We start from the raw sequence: 20,508 nt of genomic DNA, 5'->3' as shown, positions 1-20,508 counted from the left end.
CTACTCTTTACATGTAAAGCTTACGCGGTTTTAAACTGGGAGAGCGTACTGCTGAGTGAACCTGCTAATTTGGAGAGATGTTCAGCAGCAGAGGCGATCTCTTCGACACTTCTCGCATTTGAACTTGAAAGTTCATTAATCGTGCTAATTTTTTCAATCACTGCACTTTGAATCAATTTAACATTGGCATTGGCTTTTTCAACCACTTCGTCCGTTGCTTCAACGCTTTGCGCCAACATAGCAACACCATCATTGGTTTGGGTTGTCACTTTGGTTGAAAATTCTGTCAGTTCATTGATGCGCTTGGCATTACCATTCATCTCGCCACTAATATCGCCAATGGATTGAACGATAACATTGACGGTTGCATTGGTATCAACAAGGCTTTTTTGGGTTCGCTCCGCCAATTTTCGCACTTCATCGGCTACAACGGCAAATCCTCTTCCATGTTCTCCTGCTCTTGCGGCTTCTATGGCGGCGTTAAGTGCTAAAAGATTGGTTTGGTCTGCGATATCGCCGATAACATCCAAAACTGCTCGCACCTGTTGCGCTTCGCTTGAGAGATGATTGAGGCGTTCATTGATGGCAGCTTCTGCTTGTGCTGTTTGATTGAGTTGAGCGATAGTCTCTTCAAGCAAATCTTGTGCAACGCAGAGACTTTTTTGTGCTTTGAAAGTAACCTCTTTGACTTTTTTAGCTTGAGCACTTGCTTCATCCATCTGTGATGAAACGATCCCCGCATCGCTTGTTGTTTGAAAGACGATAGCAGACTCTTCTTCCGCACGCTTACCAATTTGCAAACTGGTACTAGAAAGTTCCTCCGCCACAGAAGCATTTTCGATAGCATTGCTTTTTGCATTTGAAATTGCATTTTTGAGTTCCGCCAAAAGCGTATTGACAGCATGGGTAATGCCACTAATCTCATCGTGACTACCAGTTTCTATTTTCAGACTTAAATCTTTCGTATGAATTATCGCATCACAGCTTTTTTTCGCACGCTCTACAGAAGATTGTATCGATGAATTGATGATAAAAAAGATGATCAACACTACGATAATAACCACGATCAGCAGTGTAATCGACGTTAGTTTAGCCGTATCAAGTTTTTCAAAATTGACTGTTTTAATCTGATCATGAATATCTTTAAGCTGTACCAATAATGGATTAAATATTTCGCCACTCTCTTTGGCTATGCGTTCCAGCGTCTCATAATCAGCCTTATGGTCTACCTCAAAAGAGGGCTCATGCACTTTTTTCCCATATTTTTTCCAAAGTGCCATGCGCTGTTCGTCAAGAGCATACCACGCCTCAAGACCTTTTTTAATGGTGATCACTTTTTCTTGATTGGTTTTCAAAAGCAACTGCCCAGAGAGCGTCTCCATTTTTTTAACAGCGTCTTCATAATGCTCTTTATACCTATCAAGATTTTTTTGTTGAAAATAAATTTGATAATTCCATTGCTCTAACCGCATTTGTAAAATATGTTCTTCTATCTCGCTCGTCCCCGCCAAGCGCATCGCTGCCACTTTTCCAACACTAGACAAATGGTTTAGTTCGTAACCTAAAATACCAAAACTGGTAAGCAATACGACCAAAAGAAGTATCAGTTTACTTTTAATTGTTGAAATTGACATTATTATCCTTTAATAAAATAGTGTGTAATAATATATTTTATTCACTTAATTCATTATTAATATTATTAGTTTTGTTTTATAGGAAGACAGCGTAGTCGCTTATACCTCTTCAATTCAAAAAGAGGTATAAGCTTTACATGTAAAAGGTTACGCGGTTTTAAATTGTGCTAATGTGAGGCTCAAACTCTCCGATAAACGTGCCAAATGTTCAGCGGCTGTAATAATACTGCTCTACACTAACAATAAATCTTTGGCTAACGCATCCGCCACATTTTTAGAGCACAACTGTTCCACGAGTGAGAGTGCAAATAGCATGGCGGTGCTGGGCCCTTGCGATGTTGTTACATTGGCATCTTTGATCACTTTAGCGTTTGCGGTGTACCCTTCTGCGCCAATTTTAGCCTGAAATCCGGGGTAACACGTGTAGGTGTTTTTCAGCACGCCCGCCGTTTTAAGCGCATAAGGAGCGGCACAAATAGCGGCTATCGCTTTGCCTTTGGCATCAAATGCTTTTAGGAGTGCCTGTACGTTTTGATCTGCCGCTAAATTGGTCGCACCGGGAAGTCCTCCGGGAAGTGCTATCATATCAAAACGGTTTCCATCTAACTCTTTTAAAAGTGCGTCTGCTACGACGGTTACACCGTGTGCCCCTTTTACATGTAAAGATTCTAACGCTGCCATCACCACCTCAATCCCTGCTCGTCTTAAAATATCGACAATACTCAAGGCTTCGATCTCTTCAAATCCCTCAGCCAAAGGGACAATCACTTTTTTGCTCATTTTGAACTCCTTGTTTTAAACTTTAAAATAGTGTAACTGGTCGTTGAGTTTTTGCGTCACGCTGTGCAGATGTTCTGCCGCTGAAGCGATCTCTTCGATGTCTCTTGCATTACTTGATGTGATATGGTTGATCTCATTAATCTCATCGACAATGGTTTTGATCTCACTGCCGGTCTCTTCCGAAGTGTGGGTGGCTAAAGCGACCACGTTAATGGCATTGCCCATGAGTACCACCGACGTGTCTATTTTATGGGAAACTTCCGCTGATTGGGTTACAAGACCTTCAAACAGTGTTGCATTTTGTTCTATCTGCGCGGCGGCATTGACAATCGCTTGCACTATGACACTGACCGTTGCGTGGATTTCGACCAAACTTTTCTGTGTTCGTTCCGCCAGTTTACGCACCTCATCCGCCACAACCGCAAATCCTCTGCCATGTTCACCTGCACGTGCGGCTTCGATGGCAGCATTGAGTGCCAATAAGTTGGTCTGATCGGCGATGTCACTAATCACGCCCAAAATCCCTTTGACATTCTCAGCATCTTGTGAAAGTGTGACCATTTTGGTTTGCAATTCACTCTCGACGACAGCTGTTTGCTCAATTTTTGCAATTAAAACCGTAAAAATTTGATTGGCCTCCGTGAGTGCCTCGTTGGTTTGGATAATTTCAACTTGCGCCTTTTTGGAGTTATCCACCGATTCATCGATGTTATCACGTGCTTGATTGCCCGTTTGAGTCGTACGCGCCACGATGTGACTCTCTTCTTCTGCACGTTTACCAATGTTGTTGGATGTAGTCGAGAGTTCATGCGACACGGCAGCATTCTCATCACTCGCATGAATCGCACCAATCACAATCTTTCGCAACCGCTCCATAAAGGCATTGAGTGCATCCACAATCTCTTTGAGCTCATCATTGTAAGGCGTACTATAACGAAGGGTTAAATCGCGTTCATTGGCGACAATTGCTTGAGTTAAACCACGCAAGGGAACTAAAACACTGCGAATGATCAAGAAAATGAGACACAACACACTTCCCACGATCATTCCACCTACGATGACATAAATCACGGTTGTCCTACGAATACTCTCATCAATTTCGGTGTCCAATGTCTGCGTAGATTTTTCCACAAGCGCTTCGGTTTGATGTACAGTGTCGCGAAGTTTTCCATTGAGCCCACTTTTTTCATTCAACCCTAACACTTCATACGCCTTCACAAATTCAACAAAGCTCTGGCGATACGTCTCAAGAAGTTTCACAGAAAAAGCAAGCTCTTCATGACTCTGCGCATACGCAAGCGCCTTTTCATAATTGACACGATGCTCTTCGGCATATTTGGGAGCAAGACGGAGCATAAAGTCTTTTTCATTACGACGCAACGTCAGCATCAGCGTCTGCATTTTGTAATCTTTAAGATCTTTAAAACCACTCTCCGCTTCATGAATCGCTTGACGCATGTGTCCTTCGAGTCCCGCTTCTGAACTCAGCCCTATTTTCTTTTTTTGAGCAACGACTTCATTAAAAAGATGGACATAGGTCGTGGTCACTTCGTGCAACTGCGTGAGATTGGTTGTATTTATGCCTTTTTCATCTACTTTTTGGGTCATCATTTTTATACGTTCTAAAAGTTTGGTAGATGATTCTAGCAGTGCTTTTTCATACGCGACATCGTGGCGCATCAAAAAGTCTTTTTCATGTTTGCGAAGCGTCAAAATATCTTCTTTAAGAGAGGCGATATTTTCACGAAGATGTAAAAGGTCTTTTTCTTGATCATGAAAAATTTTTGACGTTGTGTGAATAGCAGTAAGCCCCACGACAACAACACAGGCCAATAAAATATTGCGCGCTTTGATGGAGAGGTTGGTGAACATAGTACACTCCTAACACGTGAGTTTGGAGTTATTATAACATGAAAGAGGAGAAGAGAGAGCGTAAAAACATAGCACCATCACCTGCGCTATGTTTTTACATGTAAGCTTATTTTACTTTTTCTAAATATTCGCCACGAACGGTGTCAACTTTGATGACATCGCCTTCAACCACGTGGAAAGGTACTTGAACAACCGCGCCGCTCTCAAGCGTTGCTGGTTTTTTGCCACCTTGTGTATCGCCTTTGAAGTTAGGAGGAGTTTCCACAATTTTAAGCTGAACAAATTGAGGTGCTTCCACGCTGATAGGTTGTCCATTATGGTAAAGCATATCGACATTCATACCATCGATGATCCAATCCGCTGCTTCTCCTACTTGATCGTGTGTTAACGCGATTTGCTCATAGGTCACACTGTCCATAAATTGTAAAAAATCACCATCGTCATATAAAAATTGCATGATTTTATCTTCAAGCTGAGGCGTTTCACATTTATCACCCGCATGGAATGTTTTTTCGATGACTCTACCATCCATAAATGATTTGATTTTACAACGTACAAACGCCGCACCTTTGCCTGGTTTGACATGTTGATACTCCACAATTTTATACGGAGTCCCGTTGATTTCGATTTTTAACCCTTTTTTTAAATCGCCCATTGAGATAGAGGCCATATATTCTCCTAAAATTTAGTTTTCGCCATTATAGCGAAAAAAAGAGCGACAACAAAACAGGCTATTTTTATACAATATATTGTGTATTTATTCTATTTAAATGTATAATATATCTTAAATAATTTATATATAATCTTTAAAATAGTTTATATTATAAATTTATTTGTATATTTTATACTATTTAATTTATGTTTAATACATTTTAAACTACAATCTTACGAATGAAAACCAACGATATTATTAATCTTTTGCATAATGCCATTGAAGCCGAAAATATGGGGAAGAAAATTTCTCAAAAAAAGATGGCAGAAACCTTTGGTATTTCCATGCGTACCTATCAAGAGTGGAGACTTGGAAGTAGCGCGCCTATGGGCATTCCTGTGGTTTTCAATATGCTCGGAATGTTAAAAGATGAAGATATTGTGAGATTAGTGCGCAAAATAAACGATGGGCAAAAAGGAACGGTATGACAAATCTATCCGTGAGTGAGAAGTTGGCGTTAGAAGAGGTATTTGAGTGTTTGAAAGATAAGAATTGCCGTAAAATAAACATCATGACGAAACGTCTTTTTGTCTACCGTATGATGCGCCTGTTGGTTTCAACGCGTCGAAAACTCTTACATGTAAAACGCTAAGTTGCCCAATCGTTTACATGTAAGAATTTCTAAAGTGCCTTCGTACTGTCCATAAGAACCGGAACCACGATCAACGATACGATCACTGCCGCTATCGTTCCAAAAATCAACGCAACCCCCAATCCCCCAAAAATAGGATCCGTCGCAAGAAGCGTACTGGCTAAGATAATCGCCGCTGCGGTGAGCATAATCGGCTTGGCCCTTGTCGCACTCGCCTCTGCTATCGCCTCTTTTTTTGGAGTGCCTTGCTTAATCAATGTCTGCGCAAAATCAATCAATAAAAGCGCATTTCGAGAGCTAATTCCCATCAGCGAAATAAACCCAATCAGTGATGTTGCGGTCAAGAAGAACGTCGTTGAAGCAAAAAGATCCATGATCCAATGCCCGATGATCACTCCAATGATCGAAAGAAAACTCCCCAAGAGCACAATGCCAGAGAGCGCAAAGCTTTTGTAGTAAACAACCATCAACAAAAAGATCAAAAGAAGTGCTGCGATAAACGCAGCGCCAAGGTCACGAAACGTATCCATCGTCACTTTCATCTCGCCATCCCAAACCAGTTCATACACATCACCGCTCTTTTTATCTTTGAGCGTGAGATCGAACAGATGACTTCTACGTATTTCAAACTCCTCTGCAAGCGTGTCTTTGATTTTTGAGCGTGCGTCTAAAAGCGGATAGACTTGCGAAACCAGATCGGCTTCGGCTACGATGCTAACCATCTTTTGAAGGTTCTTGGACATAATCGTTGGACTCGAAGCGACTTTCTCAACACGCACCAGCTCGGAAAGTGGCACCATCATTCCTTGAGCATTCAGCAGTTTAAGCTCACTCAGTTTTGCGCTGAGCTCCTCTTTGGAAGCATGCGGAAGCGACTTGGAAGGCGAGCTAAGTACCAGATAAAGCGGAATTTGTTCAGGGGAATTTTCACTGTTTTTATGGGCTACATGGGAGCCCTCAAAGGCAAGGTACAAAAGCGCATTGATCTGCGCGATGCTAAGATGCGAGCGGGTAACTTTTTCTTTATCAAGGATAAGCGCGTACTTCTCATACACCTCATCGGAGAGTATATCCACATCGACAAGGTCTTTGGTTTGCGCTAAAATTTGCTTGATTCTTCCGGCTAAAGCGTTTAAAGGCTCACTTTTTTCTCCATACAGTTCAACTACTACCGCCGCCATCGTTGGAGGGCCTGCAGGCTGTTCAACCATCTTGATGGAGGTTTTTGGGATTAAACCTTCACATTGTTTCTGAATGAAAGGTCGCAAACGATGCACCATCGCAAAGGAGCGCTCATCTCGTTCATGAATGCCACTGAGATTGACCACGATTTCACTGCTTTGCTCACCACTTTTAAGCCCAGAGCCTTTCACCAGCCCTGCATAATCCAAAGGAGAGCCCATGCCGTTGAAGACTTCAATGTTTTGAACCTCTTTCTCTTTTTGCAAAATAGAGACCACACACGCATTGACCCTATCGGTCTCTTGATACGAACTTCCACTGAGAAGATCCACATAGATCGAAAACGTGTTGGTACTTTTCCCCGGCAACATCTTTGCTAAGACAATTTTTGTGGGAAACATCAATACCGCTAGCACAAACGCCAAAAACGTCAAAAGAAGCACAAGCTTTTTCTTACGCTCTTCCACCAACAGAGAATAGACAAACGACTCAAATTTCTGCATGACGCTCACCTTTCGTTGGTTTTGTAAGAAGTTTTCGCGCTAAAAATGGCGTAAAAATATAGGCGATCAAAAGCGATGACAGCATCGCCACAGGAACATTGAGTGGAATCGGCTTCATAAACTCACCCATCATCTGCCCCACAAATGCCATCGGCACCATCGTTAAGATGATAGCAATCGTTGCTAAGTTCGTGGGAGCCCCGATCTCATCAGTCGCTTCGATAAGTAGTTCGTCCATCTCTTTGCCTTTTGCCTCTTTCGCGTGCAGATGGCGGTGAATGTTTTCAATCACCACGATGACATCATCCACCAAAAGCCCAAGGCTCAGCAAAAAAGCAAAAAGCGTAATACGGTTTATCGTTTGATCGCTCATGTAAGCGATAAAAATTGTAATCGCCAAGATCGCAGGAACCGTGAGGGTGACGATCAATCCTTCCCTCCAACCCAAAATAAAAATCAGCAAAAGGGCAATAATCACGATGGAAATCAGCAGGTGAAAAACCAACTCATTCACCGCTTCATTGGCACGCTCACCGTAATTTCGCGTCACGATGTAGCCAATGCCATCCCGCTCCAAAGCACTTTTGGAAGCGTCAAGACGGGCGATCACATCATGTGCGATCACAACAGCGTTTGAGCCTTTGAGTTTGGAGACACTCAGCGTGACTTGATCTTGCAAAGAGGTAAAGGTCTCACCCTGCTTGTAGCTGATCTGCGCACTCTTTGTGTTTTGGATGTCATCTCCTAGATGAATGGCGGCAATGTCTTTAAGATAGACAACAGAACCACCCACATTTGCCACAATCAGATTTTGAATATCTTCGACTTTTTCTAACGCATTTTTCACACCAAAAACAATCAATTTTCCCTCGTGCGTTCTATTTTTTACTTCTGGCGAAGAGGCCGTGAGTGATTTTAAAGAGCTTACAATCTGCTCCAAAGAGAGGTGATAGGCGGAGAGTTTAGGAAGATCGATCTCGATGTTAAACTGCTCTTTGTGCTCGCCTTTGATCTCAGTTTTAGCAACATTATCCACATTGCCCAAAGAATTTCGGAAGGCTTCCACACGCTTGTAAAGGCTCACATTATCCACCCCTTGAGGCGTTTTGGCGTAAAAAGCGATGGAAAGAATAGGAATGTCAATGTCGATGTCAAAAGGACGCACCAGTGGCGTTGTTGCCCCTTGGGGCAGTTGATCCATATTTTGCATCACTTTATCGTAGAGTTTGAGGTTCGACGCCTCACGGTTTTCACCGATAAAATACATCACGTTCACAATGCCCACATTATCACTGGCAATCCCATAAATATGCTCCACCCCTTTGATCTCTTTGATGCGCCTCTCGAGTGGGCGGACAATCATCTGCTCGATTTCTGTGGCACTAGCACCTGGCATTGAGACGATGACCACACCACCGCTGATCGAGATTTGAGGGTCTTCTTCTCTGGGCATCAATGAGAGTGCGATCACGCCTAAGGCAATTAAACTCACCCCTAAAATCATCGTCAAAGGGTTTTTCAAAAAAAGGCGCGCTAAGTAGCCTGCGAGGTATCGCTCTTTGTACTTCATCGCTATTCACCCACTGTTGCAACGGCGTACATGCCAGGATACGCTTTAGCATCCTTACATGTAAAGGAGAGTTTTACCCGAAACGTGTGCGCCATGGGGTTGGAACTGGGGATAATCGCTTCCACTTTTCCTTCGCTAATACACCCAATGGAAGGCACTTCCACACGCGCCTTATCGCCTACTTTAACACTGCCAAGATAGCTTTCAGCAATCTCTGTGCTGACTCTCAGTGCGCTAAGATCGGCTAAAACCAATGTGGGAACTCCCGAGAGCGCCATCTCGCCTGCTTTGATGTGCTTTTCGATCACCACACTCTCATTGGGCGCTTTGACTTTGAGGTATTGGTACTGGTTTTGAACCTCTTGGCGTTTTTGTTTGGCTTGGGAAACCTGCTTGATGGCGATCTCAACCATTGCTTTTAGATTGGACATTGAAAGCTCCAAGTTTTCGACCTCAAACTTTGAGACCATATCTTTTTCAAGCAAGCGCTGATAACGCTCCAAATTAAGCTTTGCATTTTGGTACTGGTTTTCGTACATTTTCAGACTAATCTCTGCTTGAGAAATGGCAAGCTCACTTTGCGCAAGCGACGTATCGACCTCTTTGGAGTCAATGGTGTAGAGCAGATCGCCCTTTTTAACGACATCACCTTCGTTCACATTTACCGTTTGCACAAAGCCCATGTAACGGCTTGAAATCGTTTTTTGATTCTCCGAAATCACACTACCGCTTAAGGTCAAACTTCCTGCTTGAAGTGCTCCTGTCGTGATGAAAACAAGCATGAGCGCTTTTACATGTAAAGATTTCATTGCACTTCCTTACTGGCTAATTTTTGAAGCTCAAAGATCTTCTCATTACGTGCATTTTGCACCTCTTTGAGCCTGAGCACTTTGGTGAGCTCTTCGGATTGTTTCATCAAAACATCATTGATCGAGACGAGTTTTTGCTCGTATCTTCCTGCATAGTTTTCATAGATGAGATGGGAAAGTTCCACCTCTTTTTTAAGGCTTTTGATCTCATACTCATCATTTTGAATCTGCGTTTGAATTTGCTTTACATGTAAGGCAATTTGCTTTTTTGCTAACACCAGTTGTTGCGAAGCTTTGAGGTTTTCGACGCGCGCTTTTTCCAAATTATTGTTATCGCTTCCACCGTTAAAAAGGTTCCATTTCACTTGAAGCCCGACCGTGTACGCATCGTTTTTTGAGAAGTCGTTCAACAGCTTATCATCACTGCTGCCATAATTTGCAAATGCACCCACTTGCGGCAAAAAAGCACTCTGTTGCAATGCAATGCCCATCTTTGAGATCTCCACGCCTTGCTCGGCTTTTTTGATCTCAAGATTGTCGCTCAAAATGTTCGCATCACTGCTTATTAGTGTCGGTGCCTCTTCATCATTTCTCGAAATTTGCGTCACAGGCTCATCCACTAAGAACGAGACAAAGGCGTATAAAAGCGCTCTATTGGCTTCGGCTTGATGGATCAGTCGCTCGACATCGGCTTGTTTGCTCTGGACTTCAAGAAGATCGACTTTTTTAACATACCCTTCCTCCATCATCGCCGCTGTTTTTGCTTCGAGTTTTGCCGTGTTAGAAGCAATCATATGAAGGGTGTAAAGGTGCGCATCCAAAAGCGATATGGCAAAAAAACTCTTTTTGAGCTCATAAATTTTTTGAAGGATTAATGCCTCACGATCTAGCGTGCTCATGGCATGCAAGGCTTGGGTGATTTTGCCATACTGCTCAATTTTTCCACCTGTGTAAAGCGGTAAGGTATACTCTATTTTGGTTTGAAAATGGTTGCGATCTTTTGGGTTGTTAAGATCACTGGGCGTTGCATTGTAGTTAGGATTACTTATATCTAATTGCTTAAAGCCAAAGTCCGAAAACGTGGCTTCACGTGATTGGAGTTTATAGCCAAAGATGTTCAGTGCATCGTTACTGCGAAGTGCTGCTTGCGAGAGCTCCAAGCTTCCGTAGTTTGCACCCAATGCGGCTTGGTGTTCTAGCATTTTAATTCTTTCATCAAACTTTGCAATCACAATCTCGCTATTATGCTCTTTGACTTTTTGGATCGCATCGTCTAAACGGAGTCCCTCCTCTGCAAAGCAGAGACAAAAGGCAAGTAGAACAAGCAACATGATTCGCATGCAAAATCCCTTCTCTCATTGTTTTATTCTGCTCATATTATCAAAACTATAATGTTTATTTATTTATTGAAAAATATTAAGCAGATTGTTTTATGAAAAGATAATAAAATTTTACTTTTTAAAAGAGTTGTTAAAGCACGATCAAGCGAACAAAAGAGAAGATAAGTTAACTATATTTAACATAAAAAAAAGGAGTGCCACTTCAAAAGTGGCACTCCTATAGAAGATTTAGAAAAACTATAAAACAGCGTATTCCACCCAAACGCATGACTCCAGTTTGGTCAGTTCTGCAATGATCTTTTTATCAATGTCCGTATCCACCAAGATAACTGCCATCGCAAATTGGTGCGCACCACGACCCAATCTAAAGTCAGCGATGTTAATGCCCTCTTTAGCTAAAATCGTAGCGATATGGGCAATAACCCCGGGTACGTCATTGTTTTTAAAGATAATCATTTTGCCTTTAGGTTTAAAGTCAAACTTGAAGCCATTGATACCCACGATGCGTTGCTCATCTTCGCCAAAAACGGTTCCGCTGATACTGACGACATCTTTTTCAGTGGTTAAGACAAGTGTGACTTTGTTTTTATAGCCACTGGAACTCGCAGCCACTTCAAATTTACTCTCAATATTTTTCTCTTTAGCAACAAATTCAGCATTGACATAGTTGATTTTGTTCTCATTCGCCTCTTTCAAAGAGCCTACGATACCAAAGGTTAAGAGGGATTTAGCGTAGCCACCGATCTCTCCTTCAAGCTCAAGCTTAATGGATTTGATCGCTGAGCGGTTCAATTGTGCGGCTAAAAAGCCCATTTTTTGCACAAGCTCTAAGTAAGGTTCAACAAAAGCAGGAATATCTTCTGCTTTAATCGGAAGATTCAGTGCATTAGGATAACTAATGCCACGTGCCGCACTGATCGCATTTTCTGCAGCTTGAATCGCGATTTTTTCTTGAGATTCCAAAGTATTGGCACCAAGGTGTGGGGTCACACAAATATGCTCAAGATCCAATAAAGGATGGTTGGTTGCTGGCTCTTTGGAGAAAACATCAATGCCCGCAAAAGCGATTTTGCCACTTTTAATGCCTTCCACTAATGCATCTTCATTGTAAAGACCACCACGCGCACAGTTGATGAGGCGTACACCATCTTTCATCTTTGCGATTTCATCGTGAGAAATGATATTAATCGTCTCTTTGTTTTTTGGAGTATGAATCGTAATAAAATCACAGCTTAAAATGTCATTGAAATTTTCAGTATAGGTCATGCCAAGATCGGTCACTTTGGAAGCAGAGATATACGGATCATACGCAACCACTTCCATGCCAAAGGCTTTGGCACGAATCGCAACACGACTACCGATATTACCAAAACCAATGACACCAAGACGTTTCGCACACAACTCAACGCCGTACCATTTTTCGCGGTTCCATACACGATCAATTTTGAGGTGATTGTTGGCGTTGGTAAAGCTTCGTGCACAGCCTAAAAGATGCGCCATCGTAAGCTCAACCGCAGCAATGGTATTGGCGGTTGGAACGTTCATCGCAATGATGCCACGTCTGCTACAACCATCTTGATCTACGTTGTCAACACCAACACCTGCTCTTACAATCGCTTTAAGGTTTGTGGCTGCGTTTAAAAATTTTTCATCCACATCGGTAGAGCTTCGTGTAATCGCAACATCACTCTCGCCAATAATTTTGAGGAGTTCATCTTTAGGCAAACGCACAGCGTCAATAACTTCGATATCTTTTTCAGCACGTAAGATTGCAAAACCTTTTTCGTGAATCGCATCGCATACAATGATTTTCTTCTGTTTCATAACCAAACCTCGACAATTTTTGATTTTATATCGTATTTTTCAAGCTCTAGAACAACATTTTCAAGTTGCTTTTCACTTTTTTCTTCTATATAGATAATAGGAATTTTATCTTCCTTAATCACCATATACGGTAGGTGCAAAGCGGTGAGTGTCTGAACAATGCAAAAAAGTGAGTAGCGATCTGCTCGATCAATCACCAAGCGAAACGACTTTAATTTGCCTGCAGTTCCACCTTTTTGCCCATACGCATCGATTTGCATAAAAAGCTCATTGACAGGGAAAATAAACTCCCTAGCGTCTTTATGCGCCATCTCTTTGATCCAAACGTTTTGGGATGTTTCTTGTTTGATTTCTTGCGTTTTGGAAGGTTCGTACTTGGCGACCTCTTCCTTCACATCTGTCTCGTGATTCAGAAGTTTTGAAAGAAAAAATCCTACTCCTACAAAGAGGAGCAAAAAGAGTGCGCCAAGTACTTTTTTTTGCATTGATTATTTCAATTGGTCTTTAAGGATGTCCCCAAGTGTCATCTTCTCTTCTTTATTGATCTCTTTAAGCGCTTCTCTCTCTTTCAGTTTTGAAAGACGTCTTACGGAGAGACGAATGCGATTTTTCTTGTCATCAATAAAGGTAATGGCAGCTTCGATTTCATCACCAATTTTAAGATCAGCTTCATTCACTTGACCCAAATCTTCTTTACGAATCAACGCGTCAACATTCTCTTCAAGCTCAACAAAGATACCAAACTCTTTAATATCTCTGATTTTACCATGAACGATGTCGCCGTTCTCGTGTGATTTTGCGTATTTTTGGATTGGGCTATCTTCAAGCTCTTTTTTGCTGAGAGATACTTTTTCATTCTCTTCGTCAATTTTAACAATCTTCACTTCAACTTCATCCGCTACAGCGAAAAGCTCTTTACATTTGTTATTACGATCCCAAGAGGCATCTTCATTGTGTAAAAGACCTTCGATTCCACCGATTTTAACAAAAGCACCAAAGTTTGTAATGGTCGTAATAGCACCTTTAACCACATCGCCGACTTTGAATTTTTTCATAAAATCATCAAATGGTTTTGGAAGAACATTTTTCAAAGAAACACGTAAACGTCTCTCTTTAGCATCAATTTCAATGACTTCAACATCAACCACTTGTCCCTCTTCGATGTAATCGCGTGGGTGTTTGATGTTTTTATCCCATGAAATCTCAGAGATATGAAGGAAACCTTCGATGTCATTACCAAGATCAACAAATGCACCGTATGGCTCAATATTGCTAATCGTAACTTGAATCGAATCGCCTGTCTCTAATTCATCTTTGATCTCATCCCAAGGATCTGGCATCGCCGCTTTGACGGAGAGAGAAAGATGACGTTTGTCTTTGTCGTATTTGATCGCTTTAACAGGAATGACTTCACCCTCTTTGTAGAGTGTACCAGGGTTTACAGGGCCTTTGTAGCTGATCTCACTGTAGTGAACCAAACCATCAATACCACCCACATCAACAAACATACCATACGTAGTGATTTTTTTAATCGTTCCCTCTACCACTTCGTCACGGTCGATCAACTCTTGAACGATTTCTTTGCGTTTTTTGCGCTCGTCATCAAGGAATTTTTTGCGAGAAATGATGATAGATTCTGTGTCGGTGTCAATTTTAATGATTTTAACTTTAAGTGATTTACCTAAAAGTGCGTTCATATCTTTGACCGCTGCTTGTGAACGTGGAAGGAAAAATTCAATACCTTCAGTGTTCTCAGCGATAAATCCACCTTTGTTTTTACCCGTGATTTTAACATCAAGAACCACATCGTCTTCTTCTTTATATTCAGCGATAAATGATTTAATATGACCTTTACGAAGGGCCTTTTTGTGCGAAACCGCTGGTCTTTCGTTTCTGAATCCTGTAATAACTACAGCGATGACATCTCCCACTTTGCATGTTATGTTACCATTTTCGTCTGTAACCTCAGATGCGTTTAGACGTCCCTCAGACTTCTTACCCACATCAACTAAGATAACATCTTCTTTGATCGCTACAACAACACCATTGATGAGTGCATCTCTCTCAGAATCTTTGAAAGACTCTTCCAGCATAGCCGCAAAATCCATCTCCTCATGTTCGTCTACGGCGTCAGTATGAACAGCTTTGTTCGCCTCATTTACCATTTTATACCCTTTTTTGATTGATTTTTGACACATTTAGCTACATGTAAACATGTAAAAGTTGTTTATTATACTTTAATTTCGCTGATTTTTCCAACTATTTTTTCGATAATCCAATCCGGTGTCGAAGCGCCCGCAGTCACGCCACAAAGCGTTTTTCCTACGAACCAACTCGGATCTAAATCTTTTTCACTCTCGACTAGAAAACTATCCTTACAATACTCTTTGCAAATGCTGTGCAATTGCTTCGTATTGGACGAGTTTTTTCCTCCGATAACGATCACGACATCCGCTTCTTTGGCAAGCTCACGCGCCGCATCTTGGTTTTCAAAGGTTGCGTTGCAGATGGTGTTAAAGACGCGCACCTCTTTGTAGCGTGTCTCTAAAAAATTGGTGATTTCTAAAAATTCACTGATTTTTCGTGTCGTTTGTGAAACAACGGCAATTTTATTGCCTTTAAACCTCACTTTTTCAAGCTCTTCGACACTTTGCACCACGTGAGCTCCATGAATCGCGTAGCTCTCAACACCCTTCACTTCGGGATGATCGGCATCGCCAAAAATGACAATCTCATACCCTTCCATACTCATTTTTTCACAAATTTCTTGGGGTTTTGTCACATAAGGGCAGGTAGCATTAATAACCTGAACATCACTGTTCAGAAGCGTTTCAAGGTCTTTTTTAGGAATACCATGGGTGCGAATAATCGCTTTACCCACACCCTCAGCTTCAGAGATATGGTGTAAGGTTTTAACATTGAAATTTTCACGCAAACGGTTGATCTCTTCGTTGTTGTGAATGAGCGGTCCAATGGTGGAAGCATTTTTGGTGTTTTCCGCAATTTTGATGGCACGTTTGACACCAAAACAAAATCCATAACTCGCAGCAAGTTTGATTTTCATTGCTCAACCTTTCCTATCTGAGACAACAGCTCAATGAAATTGGGAAATGAGGTGTTAATGCACTCAATATCTTCAATTTTCATCGCTATTTTCGTTCCTGCAATCGCAAAACTCATCGCAATGCGGTGGTCGCCAAAGCTGTTAATCGTGGCACTCTTCAGCGCTCCGCCACTGACTTCATAGCCATCCTCAAACTCTTCGACATCGATGCCACACAAACGAAGATTTTTGACAACGCTGGAGATACGATCGCTCTCTTTGACACGCAGTTCCTGTGCATTTTTGACAAGGCTTTTACCTTTTGCGCACGCAAAGGCAATGGAGAGTGCTGGCAATTCATCAATTAACCATGAGATGTTTTCACTCACTTCAACACCATGCAATTCTTTGCCCGTAATAATAATATCACCCACGCTCTCATACACGTTCTTTTTTTCGATAAACACAACTTCAGCGCCCATGCGTTTCAGCACATTGTAGGCTTCGATGCGTGTAGGATTGAGGAGCATATTGTGCAGTGTGACAGAGCTTCCAAGATTGATCGCCGCCGCAACAGCAAAGAAAAAGCCACTGGAAGGGTCATTGGGTACTTTCATACGTAAAGGTTTCAGCGGTGAAGATTGGGGATGGATTGTTACATGTAAACCCTCAGAAATAACATTCGCACCCATTCCACGAAGCATGCGCTCGCTGTGATCGCGACTCAGTTCGGGCTCACAAAATGTGGAGATACCATCCGCTTGAAGGGCAGCTAAAATCAGCGCGCTTTTGACTTGTGCCGAGGCGATTTTACTCTCGTAATGAAAGGCTTTAAGTGTTTCACCACGAATGCCAAGAGGGGCATAATTACCATTGTTTCTGCCATCAATTTTCGCGCCAATCTCACGCAGTGGGTCTGCGACACGACGCATCGGTCTGGAGCATAAATATTTATCTCCATACAAGACAAAAAAGCCTTTACATGTAGAGAGAAATCCCATCAAAAGGCGTATCGCCGTACCCGAATTGCCGCAGTCTAAAATGAGCGGCGGCTCCACTATGCTAAGAGGTGGCGTAATTGTGAGTGTGCCATCATCGGCTTTTTCAACCTGTGCACCCAAGGATTGAACAATGCTGAGTGTGCACAACGTATCTTCCGCAGGCAGGTAATTTTGAATGATGGAAGGTTGATCACTGAGGAGGGAGAAAATCGCGCAGCGATGCGAAATAGACTTATCGCTGGCGATCTGATCGGTTGTAAACGAAAAGTGTCCTTTTGGGTTTACATGTAAGGTTTTCATCGGATGGAAATTCCAAATTTTTCGTGAATTTTTGCAAGAATTTCTTCAACCATCGAAGCAATCTCTTCCTCTTCAAAAGTCTTTTCCATCGATTGGAATTGAAGTTTAAGCGTCAAACTGACCTTATCGCCAAGACTCTCATGCACGTAACGATCAATGACTGCAAATTTCACCAACGCTTTGGGAGCAATGGACGTGATAAACTGCTCTAGCTCAAAATAGTGCATCTTCGCATCGACAAGCAAGCTGAGATCACGTGATGATGAGGGAAGTTTTGAGTACTCTTTGGCAATTTTACGTTGATACATCAAGGCATCAAAATCAAGCTCACAAATGTACGTACGTACCAAATCAAGCTCTTTTTCAACCTGCACGTTGACACGCGCCATGTAACCCGCTTCCACACCGTCAATGAGCACACGAGCGGCTTCATACGGACTGCACAGACCATTGACATTGCTTAAAGGAAGCAGGGTAAAGTTCCCTAAAATACTCTGGATTTTACTGGCAAAGGCAAAGAAGTCAATCTCTCTAGGTTTACCGTGATTTGCAATCTCAGCGATGCCATTCTCACCACTAAACACAAACGCTATTTTTTTGCTCTCATTTCGCTCAGAGTCAAACACACTGCCCACTTCAAAAAGTGCCACACGTTTTTTACCAAATTTGAGGTTATTGGAAACCGCATTTAAGATATTGGGTAACAACGAACTGCGAAGCGTGTTAAGCTCACTGGTAATCGGATTGGCAACATCCAGTCCTTCATTTAAAAGCGGTAAATGAAATTTTCCAGCCTTTTCACGATCATCAAAAACGAAATGCAAGGTCTCAAAAAATCCTGCAGAAACAGCACGGTGACGGTACATTTGTCTTTTTTTGAAGTTCAAATACGGTGGATTGATTTTGAGTTGTTCAGCAAAGACAAAAGGTTTTGAGGTGATATTATCAATGCCCACAATACGTACAATCTCTTCGCAAATATCTTGTGTATTCACAACATCCGATCGAAATTGTGGTACTTTGACATTAATGACATCTTGCTCAAACGCGAAGTTAACGCCAAAGCCTAACTGTTTTAAAATTTTAATAATCTTATTTTTAGGGATCTCTTCCCCAATCATTTCGGTCAAATCACTTTGGTGAATATTGATAATTTTTGCTTCAAAATCTTGTGTGACTTGTTGGGAATCTGCATACGTCATGATTTTAGAGCGTTTAGTCAGCATTTTAAAGAAATAGTTCAAACCAAAAGCCAGTTGCGGCTCACTGCCTCTGGAAGAGCGGTAAAGATGTTTATCGGCATTTAATTTTTTGTTGGCACTGCGTGATGCAATGATCTCAGGATGCGTGTAATTCGCTTCAACAATAATGCGCTCATCCAGTGCTGTGGCTCTGCACTCGCTCATCTGTGTCACACCCGTAATCGCCACTTTTTGACCCTCAAGACCGAAAATAGCATCCAAGCCATTTTCATCTTTAGCGATGGCAATCTTGGCTTTCTCCTCTTTGGCTCCAAAACAACTTTGGTTGTACGCACGAAGCAATACACCCGTGACATAGGTAGAATAATCAATGAGTTTACCGAGTAAACAACTGTTCTCAACCTCGGCAAAGCCTAAGCGCAGTTGAATGATAAGCGGAACTTCAATCTCGGTGTTGTCAAACACTTTGTACATGTAAGAACCAGAGAGTGCTTCGCTACCATGCAGATGAAGCACACGACCCACCCCTGGTTGGTTTTCCTCTTCTTCTTTGTGCCCCAATGTTTTGACTTCCAAATCAAAATAGACGCTCAAATCTCTGGCAACACCATAAACACTTTGGCAATCGCCTCGGTTTGGAGTGAGTCCAATTTCGATCACATCATCATTGATGAGAGGATATTCGCACAAAGGTTTTCCGAGCTCAAGCTTTCCAATGCTCTCATCTAAAATCATAATGCCATCATTGATTTTTGGAAGACCAAGTTCTGTTGAAGAGCAGATCATACCGCAGGATTCGACATCACGCAGTTTCGCTTTTTTGATTTTAAGATCACCTGGAAGCATGGCACCAATCAGCGCCACAGCCACCATTTGACCCGCTGCGACATTTTTAGCCCCACAGACAATCTGTTGGATGCTTTCGCCCACATCCACTTGGCAGACATTGAGTTTATCGGCATTGGGGTGTTTTTCACACGAAATGACATGGCCGACAACGACATTTTCAGGCATTCGGATTTTGGTGAGCCCATCGACTTCAAGACCAATGGCGTTCAGCGCTACAGAAATTTTATCGGTATCAATCGCACTAAGATCGATCCATTCATTTAACCACTGTTTTGTTACTATCATCTAAATTGCTCCAATAATCTCAAATCACCCTCAAACAAAGACCGCAAATCTGGAATCTGATGCAACAGCATCGCAAAGCGCTCAACGCCGAGTCCAAACGCATAGCCACTCACATCTTTGTAGCCAACCGCTTTAAAGACATTCGAATCCACTACGCCACATCCTAGCACTTCGAGCCAGCCCGTGTGCGAACAGACACGACACCCTTCGCCTTTACAGAAAATACAGCTAATATCCGCCTCCGCACTTGGCTCCGTAAACGGGAAGAAACTTGGACGAAAACGCACTTTGACATCGCCAAACATGTACTTTAAAAAGTCTTCGAGAATAAATTTTAGATTGGCAAAGGAGACTTTTCCTGTCTTATCAACAACCAAACCTTCAACTTGGTGAAACATCGGGGTGTGGGTAATATCAAAATCACGTCTAAAGACCGCACCTGGGCAGATCATACGAATCGGAGCGCTCTGCTTGAGCATTGTCCTGATTTGAACCGGTGACGTGTGGGTACGAAGCAACATCGAATCTTTAAAATAAAAGGTATCTTGCATATCGCGTGCGGGGTGGTATTTGGGAAGATTCAGTGCTTCAAAGTTATGGAAGTCATCTTCAACCAAAGGACCTTCTTCGATGGAAAAGTTCATACTCACAAAATATTCAATAATTTTATCCATCGTATCCATCACAGGATGAAGTGCACCTGCACTACTTTCTTGATTGAAAAGGGTGACATCCACACTGCTTTTGCGCATTTGCGCTTCAATCATCACCGCATCCAATGCACTCTTTTTTTGATTGAGCAGCTCTAAAAAATTCTCTTTGGTGATATTAAGATTTTGAGCAAACTCTTTTTTAGCATCGCCTTCAAGCTTTTTCAGCTTTTCAAATTGCGCTGCGAAATGCCCTTTTTTACCAAAGAGTGAGACTCTTAATTTTTCTAATTCAACAAGCGAAGTGCATGAAGCAATCGCATTTTCTATATCTTTCAAAGGGTTACCTTTCATTCGTGA

17 protein-coding genes are annotated in these 20,508 nt (G+C 42.1%); 2 read left to right on the top strand and 15 right to left on the bottom strand.

What is annotated here, in order from left to right; translation table 11 throughout:
• Nucleotides 1-20 precede the first annotated feature (20 nt).
• The 4 genes from SMUL_RS04035 to efp form a co-directional block, all read right to left on the bottom strand.
• Nucleotides 21-1,634, bottom strand: a complete 1,614-nt coding sequence (locus tag SMUL_RS04035) for a methyl-accepting chemotaxis protein (protein WP_025343984.1) — start codon at nt 1,632-1,634, stop codon at nt 21-23.
• A 231-nt stretch (nt 1,635-1,865) separates the two neighbouring features.
• Complete coding sequence (locus tag SMUL_RS04030) at nt 1,866-2,414, bottom strand: DJ-1 family glyoxalase III (protein WP_025343983.1); 549 nt, start codon at nt 2,412-2,414, stop codon at nt 1,866-1,868.
• Nucleotides 2,415-2,429: 15 nt separating this feature from the next.
• Nucleotides 2,430-4,286 carry a methyl-accepting chemotaxis protein gene (locus SMUL_RS16485; protein ID WP_025343982.1) on the bottom strand — a complete coding sequence of 619 codons (1,857 nt, stop codon included), beginning with the start codon at nt 4,284-4,286 and terminating at the stop codon, nt 2,430-2,432.
• 106 nt (nt 4,287-4,392) lie between these two features.
• Nucleotides 4,393-4,956 (bottom strand): elongation factor P, encoded by a 564-nt coding sequence (efp, locus tag SMUL_RS04020; RefSeq protein WP_025343981.1) that lies wholly within the window; start codon nt 4,954-4,956, stop codon nt 4,393-4,395.
• A gap of 221 nt (nt 4,957-5,177) precedes the next feature.
• Between efp and SMUL_RS04015 the strand changes: the two genes are divergently transcribed.
• Nucleotides 5,178-5,426 (top strand): DNA-binding protein, encoded by a 249-nt coding sequence (locus tag SMUL_RS04015; protein WP_025343980.1) that lies wholly within the window; start codon nt 5,178-5,180, stop codon nt 5,424-5,426.
• Nucleotides 5,423-5,590 (top strand): hypothetical protein, encoded by a 168-nt coding sequence (locus tag SMUL_RS17150; protein ID WP_158506017.1) that lies wholly within the window; start codon nt 5,423-5,425, stop codon nt 5,588-5,590. The genes SMUL_RS04015 and SMUL_RS17150 overlap by 4 nt, the downstream gene beginning before the upstream one ends.
• Before the next feature lie 29 nt (nt 5,591-5,619).
• Here the strand turns inward: SMUL_RS17150 and SMUL_RS17640 are convergent, their stop codons facing one another.
• From SMUL_RS17640 to pheS, 11 genes are all read right to left on the bottom strand, one after another.
• A complete protein-coding gene (locus tag SMUL_RS17640; RefSeq protein ID WP_025343979.1) occupies nt 5,620-7,275 on the bottom strand; it encodes an efflux RND transporter permease subunit in 1,656 nt (551 codons plus the stop codon).
• Complete coding sequence (locus SMUL_RS17635; protein WP_038532997.1) at nt 7,262-8,845, bottom strand: efflux RND transporter permease subunit; 1,584 nt, start codon at nt 8,843-8,845, stop codon at nt 7,262-7,264. Before SMUL_RS17635 ends, SMUL_RS17640 begins: the two co-directional genes overlap by 14 nt.
• Before the next feature lie 2 nt (nt 8,846-8,847).
• Complete coding sequence (locus SMUL_RS04000; protein ID WP_025343977.1) at nt 8,848-9,654, bottom strand: efflux RND transporter periplasmic adaptor subunit; 807 nt, start codon at nt 9,652-9,654, stop codon at nt 8,848-8,850.
• On the bottom strand, nt 9,651-10,994 hold the full coding sequence (locus SMUL_RS03995; RefSeq protein ID WP_025343976.1) for a TolC family protein: 1,344 nt from the start codon (nt 10,992-10,994) through the stop codon (nt 9,651-9,653). The genes SMUL_RS04000 and SMUL_RS03995 overlap by 4 nt, the downstream gene beginning before the upstream one ends.
• 237 nt (nt 10,995-11,231) lie before the next feature.
• The gene (serA, locus tag SMUL_RS03990) at nt 11,232-12,818 is read right to left on the bottom strand and encodes a phosphoglycerate dehydrogenase (protein ID WP_025343975.1); all 1,587 of its coding nucleotides are present in this window, start codon (nt 12,816-12,818) and stop codon (nt 11,232-11,234) included.
• Nucleotides 12,815-13,303, bottom strand: a complete 489-nt coding sequence (locus SMUL_RS03985) for a hypothetical protein (protein WP_025343974.1) — start codon at nt 13,301-13,303, stop codon at nt 12,815-12,817. Before SMUL_RS03985 ends, serA begins: the two co-directional genes overlap by 4 nt.
• Before the next feature lie 3 nt (nt 13,304-13,306).
• Nucleotides 13,307-14,983: a 30S ribosomal protein S1 gene (locus SMUL_RS03980; RefSeq protein ID WP_025343973.1), complete on the bottom strand. Its 1,677-nt coding sequence runs from the start codon at nt 14,981-14,983 to the stop codon at nt 13,307-13,309.
• Nucleotides 14,984-15,048: 65 nt separating this feature from the next.
• Entirely contained in the window at nt 15,049-15,882 is an 834-nt protein-coding gene (locus tag SMUL_RS03975; protein ID WP_025343972.1) for a 4-hydroxy-3-methylbut-2-enyl diphosphate reductase, read from the bottom strand.
• Nucleotides 15,879-17,162, bottom strand: coding sequence for a 3-phosphoshikimate 1-carboxyvinyltransferase (gene aroA / locus SMUL_RS03970; protein ID WP_025343971.1), 1,284 nt, complete (start codon nt 17,160-17,162; stop codon nt 15,879-15,881). Before aroA ends, SMUL_RS03975 begins: the two co-directional genes overlap by 4 nt.
• On the bottom strand, nt 17,159-19,498 hold the full coding sequence (gene pheT / locus SMUL_RS03965) for a phenylalanine--tRNA ligase subunit beta (protein ID WP_025343970.1): 2,340 nt from the start codon (nt 19,496-19,498) through the stop codon (nt 17,159-17,161). The genes aroA and pheT overlap by 4 nt, the downstream gene beginning before the upstream one ends.
• The gene (gene pheS / locus SMUL_RS03960; protein WP_025343969.1) at nt 19,495-20,487 is read right to left on the bottom strand and encodes a phenylalanine--tRNA ligase subunit alpha; all 993 of its coding nucleotides are present in this window, start codon (nt 20,485-20,487) and stop codon (nt 19,495-19,497) included. Before pheS ends, pheT begins: the two co-directional genes overlap by 4 nt.
• Nucleotides 20,488-20,508: the final 21 nt, after the last annotated feature.

Origin of the sequence: Sulfurospirillum multivorans DSM 12446 (assembly GCF_000568815.1) — a bacterium.
Classification (GTDB): domain Bacteria; phylum Campylobacterota; class Campylobacteria; order Campylobacterales; family Sulfurospirillaceae; genus Sulfurospirillum; species Sulfurospirillum multivorans.
The sequence above is the reverse complement of the archived record's forward strand: the minus strand, read 5'-3'. Positions and strand labels throughout refer to the sequence as shown.

Coding starts and splice junctions, on each gene's coding strand:
- SMUL_RS16485 (WP_025343982.1), bottom strand. CDS start 4,286: ATGTTCACCAACCTCTCCATCAAAGCGCGCAATATTTTATTGGCCTGT.
- SMUL_RS04035 (WP_025343984.1), bottom strand. CDS start 1,634: ATGTCAATTTCAACAATTAAAAGTAAACTGATACTTCTTTTGGTCGTA.
- SMUL_RS03995 (WP_025343976.1), bottom strand. CDS start 10,994: ATGCGAATCATGTTGCTTGTTCTACTTGCCTTTTGTCTCTGCTTTGCA.
- SMUL_RS03985 (WP_025343974.1), bottom strand. CDS start 13,303: ATGCAAAAAAAAGTACTTGGCGCACTCTTTTTGCTCCTCTTTGTAGGA.
- SMUL_RS17640 (WP_025343979.1), bottom strand. CDS start 7,275: ATGCAGAAATTTGAGTCGTTTGTCTATTCTCTGTTGGTGGAAGAGCGT.
- SMUL_RS03980 (WP_025343973.1), bottom strand. CDS start 14,983: ATGGTAAATGAGGCGAACAAAGCTGTTCATACTGACGCCGTAGACGAA.
- SMUL_RS04030 (WP_025343983.1), bottom strand. CDS start 2,414: ATGAGCAAAAAAGTGATTGTCCCTTTGGCTGAGGGATTTGAAGAGATC.
- pheT (WP_025343970.1), bottom strand. CDS start 19,498: ATGATAGTAACAAAACAGTGGTTAAATGAATGGATCGATCTTAGTGCG.
- SMUL_RS04000 (WP_025343977.1), bottom strand. CDS start 9,654: ATGAAATCTTTACATGTAAAAGCGCTCATGCTTGTTTTCATCACGACA.
- aroA (WP_025343971.1), bottom strand. CDS start 17,162: ATGAAAACCTTACATGTAAACCCAAAAGGACACTTTTCGTTTACAACC.
- SMUL_RS04015 (WP_025343980.1), top strand. CDS start 5,178: ATGAAAACCAACGATATTATTAATCTTTTGCATAATGCCATTGAAGCC.
- serA (WP_025343975.1), bottom strand. CDS start 12,818: ATGAAACAGAAGAAAATCATTGTATGCGATGCGATTCACGAAAAAGGT.
- efp (WP_025343981.1), bottom strand. CDS start 4,956: ATGGCCTCTATCTCAATGGGCGATTTAAAAAAAGGGTTAAAAATCGAA.
- SMUL_RS03975 (WP_025343972.1), bottom strand. CDS start 15,882: ATGAAAATCAAACTTGCTGCGAGTTATGGATTTTGTTTTGGTGTCAAA.
- SMUL_RS17150 (WP_158506017.1), top strand. CDS start 5,423: ATGACAAATCTATCCGTGAGTGAGAAGTTGGCGTTAGAAGAGGTATTT.
- SMUL_RS17635 (WP_038532997.1), bottom strand. CDS start 8,845: ATGAAGTACAAAGAGCGATACCTCGCAGGCTACTTAGCGCGCCTTTTT.